Raw genomic sequence first — 7511 nt, forward strand, 5'->3', positions numbered from 1 at the left:
AGATTGATGGGACCACTGCCTATATTATGGTCGATGATTTGAATCACTTGGTCAAGGGGGGACGCCTGTCAAATGGCGCTGCCATCATTGGCAATCTCTTGAGTATCAAGCCGATCCTTCACTTTAATGACCAAGGTGTCATCGAAGTTTTTGAAAAAGTCCGTACGGAAAAGAAAGCCATAAAACGTTTGGTGGAAATCATTGATGAAGGAATCACCGGAGGGCATTACCAAGTCTTTATCATCCATGCCAATGTACCTGAAAAAGCCGAAGCGCTTCGTCAGATGTTGGTGGCTGAAGGGGTAGAGGGAGAAATTCCTTTTGCCACCTTTGGAGGCGTGATTGGGACGCACTTAGGTGACCATAGCTTAGCAGTTGGGTATATCCCTATCGTTTAAGGAGAATTCTATGTCAATTAAAGTCATTATTGCAGGTTTCAAGGGGAAAATGGGACAAGCAGCCTACCAGATGGTTTCTGAAGATCCTGAGCTAGAACTAGCTGGCTTGATCGATCCATTTACTGATGAGACAGAGGTTGCAGGGGTCCCCGTCTTTAACCGCAAAGAAGATGTCGTAGGTCTAAAGGCAGATGTTTGGGTGGACTTTACCATGCCAAAGGTTGCTTACGAGAATACTCGCTTTGCAATTGAAAATGGCTTTGCTCCTGTTGTGGGAACGACTGGATTCACTCCTGAGCAGATTCAGGAATTGACAGACCTTTCGCGTCAAAAGGATTTGGGGGGCTTGATTGCTCCGAACTTTGCTATTGGAGCTGTGCTCTTGATGCAATTTGCAGCGCAAGCTGCCAAGTATTTCCCAAATGTGGAAATCATCGAATTGCACCATGATAAGAAGAAAGATGCACCGAGTGGAACAGCGATTAAGACAGCTGAGTTGATCTCGGAGAAACGCGAGAAAATCCAGCAAGGTGCAGCAGATGAAGAAGAGTTGATGCCTGGAGCAAGGGGGGCGGATTTTGAAGGGATGCGCATCCATTCGGTTCGATTGCCTGGCCTAGTGGCTCACCAAGAGGTGATTTTTGGTAGCCGAGGCGAAGGCTTGACTCTCCGTCATGATTCCTACGATCGTGTTTCCTTCATGACAGGAGTAAATCTAGGGATTAAAGAAGTTGTCAAGCGTCATGAGCTTGTTTATGGTTTGGAACACTTACTATGAGATTAAAAAAGATGCCTTCTGAGTTTCAGGAGGCTTTACCAATATTAGAGAAGATTAAAGCAGCTGGTTTTGAGGCCTATTTTGTGGGAGGATCTGTCCGAGATGCTCTCTTGGATCGTCCGATTCACGATGTCGATATCGCTTCCTCCTCTTATCCAGAGGAAACAAAGGCGATTTTTGATCGAACAGTAGATATCGGTATCGAACACGGGACCGTCTTGGTTCTTGAAAATGGTCAAGGATATGAAATTACGACCTTCCGGACAGAGGATGTCTATGTCGATTATCGCCGTCCAAGCTCCGTGTCTTTTGTCCGCTCACTAGAAGAAGACCTGAAGCGTCGCGATTTCACCGTCAATGCCTTTGCCTTAAATGAAAAAGGAGAGATTGTTGACCTCTTTCAGGGGTTAGCAGATTTAGAAAACAAGGTTCTTCGGGCGGTTGGGCTTCCTCATGAACGCTTTCATGAAGATGCGCTCCGCATCATGCGAGGCTTTCGTTTCCAAGCCAGTCTTGGCTTTGAATTAGAAGCAGCAACCTTTGATGCCATGAAGGAGTGTGCTCCCTTACTAGAGAAGATTTCAGTAGAGCGCACCTTCATCGAGTTTGATAAGCTCTTACTTTCTCCATATTGGAGGCAAGGCTTGGAGGCCATGCTTGCAAGTAAAGCCTATCACTATCTGCCAGAGATGAAGGATCGCAAAGAATCACTTGAGCGTTTGTTTGACATAGAGCTTGAATTTACCTTTTCAACTTCTGAGCAGGCTTGGGCTGCTCTGGTTTTAGCACTAGACATCCAAGACATTCCAAAATTCTTTAAGAAATGGAAGACCTCAAGAGACTTTGCCAAGACGGTGGAGCAGATCGTGGAGATTCTTAAGCATAGAGAAAAAGGAAGTCTAGACAAGCGTGCATGTTACAAGTATGACAAGCGTTTGTTGCTAGTGGCTGAAGAGCTCCGTGAAGCGTCTGAATTAAGCGTCGATTACCTAGCGATCGAGCGCGTTTATGATAGCTTGACCATTCATGATAAGCACGAAGTGGTGGTCAATGGTGGCATGCTAATCAAAGAATACGGCTTTCAACCTGGTCCAGCCTTGGGAGAGATTTTGACAAAGATCGAATACGCCATTGTCGATGGGGAGCTGGCCAATGAAAAAGAAGCCATCATTGCCTATATCCAGCAAGTAAAAGAGGAGGAAAAATGAGCGATTTTATTGTCGATAAATTAACCAAATCTGTCGGAGATAAGACCGTCTTTCGTGAGATTTCCTTTATTATTCATGACTTGGATCGGATCGGATTGATCGGGGTCAATGGGACTGGAAAAACCACTCTGTTAGATGTGTTGTCTGGTCGCTCTGGATTTGATGGAGATGTGAGTCCTTTTTCTGCCAAGAGTGATTATACGATTGGTTACTTGACGCAGGAGCCAGACTTTGATGATCATAAGACAGTTCTGGATACAGTATTATCCAGTGATTTGCGTGAAATGCAGCTGATTCGTGATTATGAATTCTTGATGGCGGATTACAGAGAAGAGAACCAAACACGTCTGGAAAAGGTCATGGCGGAGATGGATTCACTCAATGCTTGGGAAATCGAAAGTCAGGTCAAGACAGTCCTTTCGAAACTTGGGATTGAAGACTTGAATGCAAAAGTTGGGGATCTATCTGGAGGCTTGCGTCGACGGGTACAGCTGGCCCAGGTATTGCTGTCTCACCATGACCTGCTCTTGTTAGATGAGCCGACCAACCACCTAGATATTGATACCATCGAATGGCTGACCAATTTCTTGAAGAACTCTAAGAAAACCGTGCTCTTCATTACCCACGATCGTTATTTCTTGGATAATATTTCAACACGGATCTTTGAGTTGGATCGAGGTGGCTTGATTGAGTATCAAGGCAACTACCAGGATTATGTCCGCTTAAAGGCTGAGCAAGATGAGCGTGATGCGGCCCTTATTCACAAGAAGCAGCAACTCTATAAGCAGGAGTTGACCTGGATGCGTCGTCAACCCCAGGCGCGTGCGACCAAGCAACAGGCTCGGATCAATCGTTTCCATGATCTTAAGCAAGACTTGTCTGGTCAAAGCAACCAGACGGATCTAGAGATGAACTTTGAGACCAGCCGGATCGGAAAGAAAGTCATCGAGTTTAAGAATGTGAGTTTTGCTTTTGAAAATAAGCCGATTTTACAAGACTTCAACCTCTTGGTGCAAAACAAGGACCGCATCGGGATCGTCGGGGATAACGGTGTCGGTAAATCGACCCTACTCAATCTGATCGCTGAGCGACTCCAGCCTCAGTCAGGGCAAGTGATCATTGGGGAAACTGTGCGGGTGGCTTATTTCTCTCAACAGATCGATGGCTTGGATGAGAGCAAGCGCGTGATCAATTTCTTGCAAGAAGTGGCTGAGGAAGTCAAGACGACTGTCGGAACAACTTCGATCGCTGATCTTTTGGAGCAATTTCTCTTCCCACGTTCTATGCATGGAACCTTGATCGAAAAACTCTCCGGTGGTGAGAAGAAGCGCCTCTTTCTCTTGAAACTCTTGATTGAAAAACCCAATGTGCTTCTCCTCGATGAGCCGACCAATGACTTGGATATCGCAACCTTGACGGTTTTGGAAAACTTCCTTCAAAATTTTGGTGGTCCAGTTATTACCGTTAGTCACGACCGTTATTTCCTAGATAAGGTAGCGAGCAAGATCCTGGCTTTTGAAAATGGGGGCATTCGTGAGTTCTTTGGCAACTATACGGATTATTTAGATGAAAAAGTCTTTGAAGCAGCCCAGGTAACAGCTAGTCAAAAGATTGAAAAAGAGAAACCTGTCAAGCCAAAAGAAGAGAAGAAGCGCATGAGCTACATGGAGAAGCAAGAGTGGGCAAGTATTGAGACAGATATCGAAGCAATTGAAAATCGAATTGCAGAGATTGAAGTGGAGATGAATGAAAACGGCTCTGACTTTGGCAAGTTGTCAGCCCTTCAAAAAGAACTAGATCAGGAAAACGAGCGTCTACTTGAAAAGTATGATCGTTATGATTACCTAAGTGAATTAGATGAATAAGGAGGCCCTATGAATCAATTGAATCGCATATCTCTTGGAATTTCAGCTACTATGTTTACCATTATTGGTATTGTCTTGTTTATCAATCCCATTGAGCATATCGGCTCGTTTAGCTGGTTGATCTCCTGTGGCTTCTTTTTAATCTCTTTTTCACATTTTTCACGCTATTACCGATTGCGTCAGTCAGGTATTATCAAGCAGCAACAGCTCTTTCACAGTATGGTTGCCTTGGTGTTCGCGGTTTACTTGCTACTATATGGCTACAAGACCTTACCGATTGTCTTCCCAGTCACCTTAGGGATTTGGCTGATCTATCGCTCTGTATTAAATTTCCGAAAAGCCAATTTCTATTCCAAGAAGATTGAAGAGCTTTCCAAGCGCTATATTTTCTTTGCCTTGGTGCAGCTCTTTATCGGCTTGTTCTTAATTGTCAGTCCATTATCAATCAGTGTCATTCTCTTGAATATTATTGGTTTGATTTTCCTGCTTCTAGGATTTCAATCCTTCAGTCTCTTGTTAAAAAGTTAAGAAAAATTACGTGCAAACCTTTGCGTTTGATAAAAAGTCTGATATAATAGATCTGTAAGTGTTTACAGGTTGAAAGGAGTAATAGATGTCTAAAAAAATTATTGGGATTGACCTTGGAGGAACTTCCATCAAATTTGCCATTCTTACCTTGGATGGAGAAGTTCAAGAAAAATGGTCTATTAAAACAAATATTTTGGATGAAGGTAACCATATTGTAGAGGATATGATCGAATCAATCGCTCATCGTTTGGAAATGCTTGGGCTTGATGCTTCTGAGTTCCAAGGAATTGGAATGGGTTCACCTGGTGTCGTTGACCGTGAAAAAGGTACAGTTATCGGTGCCTACAACTTGAACTGGAAGACTCTTCAACCAGTTAAAGAAAAGATCGAAACTGCCCTTCATATTCCATTCTTCATTGATAACGATGCCAACGTTGCTGCTTTGGGTGAACGTTGGAAAGGGGCTGGTGAAAACCAACCAGATGTTGTCTTCATGACACTTGGTACAGGTGTTGGCGGTGGTATCGTCGCTGAAGGTCGTCTCTTGCACGGTGTGCGTGGAGCTGCTGGGGAACTTGGTCACATCACGGTTGACTTTGATGATCCAATCCAATGTACCTGTGGTAAAAAAGGCTGTCTTGAAACGGTTGCATCAGCAACTGGGATCGTTAACCTCACTCGTCGTTACGCCGATGAGTACGAAGGGGACGCTCAATTGAAAGTCTTGATCGACAATGGAGAAGAAGTAACGGCTAAAACGGTCTTTGACCTGGCAAAAGAGGGAGACGCTCTTGCATTGATCGTCTATAAGAACTTCTCACGTTATCTTGGACTTGCTGCTGCTAACATTGGTTCAACCTTGAACCCATCGAAGATCGTTATCGGTGGTGGGGTTTCCGCTGCTGGAGACTTCTTGTTAGATGGTGTGCGCAAAGTCTTTGAAGAAAACTCATTCCCACAAGTGCGTGAATCTACTCAATTGGCACTTGCTACTTTGGGAAATGACGCCGGTGTTATCGGTGCCGCATCTCTAGTATTACAATAAGATTAAAAGGAGATTTCCCTCTCCTTTTTTCTTTATCCTGTGATATAATGAAGGCAATAGTAGATTAAAGGAGGAGATATGACAAAAGCAGATACGATTTTTAAAGAGTATATTCGGAAAATCATGGAAGAAGGTGTTTGGTCTGAACAGGCCCGACCTAAATACAAGGATGGCAGAACGGCCAACTCCAAATACATCACGGGTGCCTTTATGGAGTTTGATCTTGCAAAAGGGGAGTTTCCTATTACAACCCTTCGTCCTATTGCTATTAAATCAGCCATCAAAGAGATGCTCTGGATCTACCAGGATCAGTCGAATAGCTTAGACCTGTTAGAAGATAAATACAATGTCCACTACTGGAATGACTGGGAAGTAGGGGATAGTCGTACCATCGGTCAGCGCTATGGTGCTGTGGTCAAAAAGCATGACATTACCAATAAAATCCTCAAACAATTAGAAGCCAATCCTTGGAATCGCCGCAACATCATCTCGCTCTGGGATTATGATGCCTTTGAGGAGACCGACGGACTCTTGCCATGTGCTTTTCAGACCATGTTTGACGTGCGTAGGGTTGATGGAGAGATCTATCTAGATGCGACCCTGACCCAGCGTTCAAATGATATGTTGGTGGCTCACCATATCAATGCCATGCAGTATGTGGCTCTTCAGATGATGATTGCCAAGCACTTTGGCTGGAAGGTTGGGAAGTTCTTTTACTTCATTAATAACCTTCATATCTATGACAACCAATTTGAACAGGCTGAAGAGTTACTTCGTCGTGAGCCTTCAAATTGCCAACCGCGCTTAGTTTTGAATGTACCAGATGGAACCAATTTCTTTGACATCAAACCAGAAGATTTTGAGTTGGTCAATTATGATCCAGTGAAGCCACAATTGAAGTTTGATCTTGCCATTTAGTGATAAATCAAGTTTTTTTGATGCCCTGGTCTATTGGTAAAATCCTTTCAGAATTAAAACAATTATAGCTAAAAATTTTTACTCATTTTTGAGTCAAAACGTTTTGAAATTCGTTCGGCTTTTGTTAAAATAGATAAGGTTTGGAAAAACTAAACAAATTTTAAAAGAATGTTAATTTATAGATAAATATGGAGGTCCATTAGATGGGAAAAGACTTATTTAATGATCGTATTAGCAGATTCTCAATTCGTAAATTGAATGTGGGTGTTTGCTCAGTACTTTTAGGAACGCTTGTCATGGTTGGCACAGCAGCAAGTGCAGCCGCAGAAGAAAATACAAATACGACAAGTGAAAGTGTAGCAGCAGTTGCAACAGCGTCAGAAGCGCCCGCAACTTCAGCAGCTACTTCAGCAGCATCAACTGCTGAAACAACTAGTACAGCAGCCACAACGTATGAAGCAAAGCCGGCTGTTACTGCAGCATCAACTTCAACAGCACCTGCTTCAACTAGTGAAGCAAGTAGCACAAGCACAGCAGCATCTGTAGCCTCGACTGCACCGGAAACATCAACCGCTGCAACACCAAAATTAGAAGCAGCTACGCCAGCAAACAAGGCAGTAGAAGCAGCTGCAACAAGTTCAGATAAAAAAGAAACACCAACTCTTTCAGCTGGTCAAGGTGTACCAGCAAACAGTACACTAGCCACTGAAGAGACAGCCAACACTTCTCGCCGTCGTAATCGCCGTGCATTGGGTGATGCCAATGATCCAA

At 43.7% G+C, this 7511-nt stretch carries 8 protein-coding genes; all 8 read left to right on the top strand.

Features of this window, described 5'->3' with window-relative positions; all coding sequences use genetic code 11:
- On the top strand, positions 1-398 hold a 398-nt coding region (locus AB5Y61_RS06060), incomplete at its 5' end, for a DegV family protein (protein ID WP_368403505.1).
- A gap of 10 nt (positions 399-408) precedes the next feature.
- Positions 409-1176 carry a 4-hydroxy-tetrahydrodipicolinate reductase gene (dapB, locus tag AB5Y61_RS06065; protein ID WP_368403506.1) on the top strand — a complete coding sequence of 256 codons (768 nt, stop codon included), beginning with the start codon at positions 409-411 and terminating at the stop codon, positions 1174-1176.
- Positions 1173-2384 carry a CCA tRNA nucleotidyltransferase gene (locus tag AB5Y61_RS06070; protein WP_368403507.1) on the top strand — a complete coding sequence of 404 codons (1212 nt, stop codon included), beginning with the start codon at positions 1173-1175 and terminating at the stop codon, positions 2382-2384. The genes dapB and AB5Y61_RS06070 overlap by 4 nt, the downstream gene beginning before the upstream one ends.
- The gene (locus AB5Y61_RS06075) at positions 2381-4249 is read left to right on the top strand and encodes an ABC-F family ATP-binding cassette domain-containing protein (protein WP_368403508.1); all 1869 of its coding nucleotides are present in this window, start codon (positions 2381-2383) and stop codon (positions 4247-4249) included. The genes AB5Y61_RS06070 and AB5Y61_RS06075 overlap by 4 nt, the downstream gene beginning before the upstream one ends.
- A 9-nt stretch (positions 4250-4258) precedes the next feature.
- Positions 4259-4777: a hypothetical protein gene (locus AB5Y61_RS06080; protein ID WP_368403509.1), complete on the top strand. Its 519-nt coding sequence runs from the start codon at positions 4259-4261 to the stop codon at positions 4775-4777.
- 85 nt (positions 4778-4862) lie between these two features.
- Complete coding sequence (locus tag AB5Y61_RS06085; protein WP_368403510.1) at positions 4863-5822, top strand: ROK family glucokinase; 960 nt, start codon at positions 4863-4865, stop codon at positions 5820-5822.
- A gap of 78 nt (positions 5823-5900) precedes the next feature.
- Complete coding sequence (locus AB5Y61_RS06090; protein WP_368403511.1) at positions 5901-6740, top strand: thymidylate synthase; 840 nt, start codon at positions 5901-5903, stop codon at positions 6738-6740.
- Positions 6741-6943: 203 nt separating this feature from the next.
- The coding region (locus AB5Y61_RS06095) for a YSIRK-type signal peptide-containing protein (RefSeq protein ID WP_368403512.1) at positions 6944-7511 on the top strand (568 nt) is incomplete at its 3' end.

It is taken from the genome of Streptococcus parasanguinis (assembly GCF_040908565.1).
Taxonomy (GTDB): domain Bacteria; phylum Bacillota; class Bacilli; order Lactobacillales; family Streptococcaceae; genus Streptococcus; species Streptococcus parasanguinis_AC.

Excerpts from the sequence above, each read along its gene's own strand:
- dapB (WP_368403506.1), top strand. The coding sequence starts at position 409 with ATGTCAATTAAAGTCATTATTGCAGGTTTCAAGGGGAAAATGGGACAA.
- AB5Y61_RS06070 (WP_368403507.1), top strand. The coding sequence starts at position 1,173 with ATGAGATTAAAAAAGATGCCTTCTGAGTTTCAGGAGGCTTTACCAATA.
- AB5Y61_RS06075 (WP_368403508.1), top strand. The coding sequence starts at position 2,381 with ATGAGCGATTTTATTGTCGATAAATTAACCAAATCTGTCGGAGATAAG.
- AB5Y61_RS06080 (WP_368403509.1), top strand. The coding sequence starts at position 4,259 with ATGAATCAATTGAATCGCATATCTCTTGGAATTTCAGCTACTATGTTT.
- AB5Y61_RS06085 (WP_368403510.1), top strand. The coding sequence starts at position 4,863 with ATGTCTAAAAAAATTATTGGGATTGACCTTGGAGGAACTTCCATCAAA.
- AB5Y61_RS06090 (WP_368403511.1), top strand. The coding sequence starts at position 5,901 with ATGACAAAAGCAGATACGATTTTTAAAGAGTATATTCGGAAAATCATG.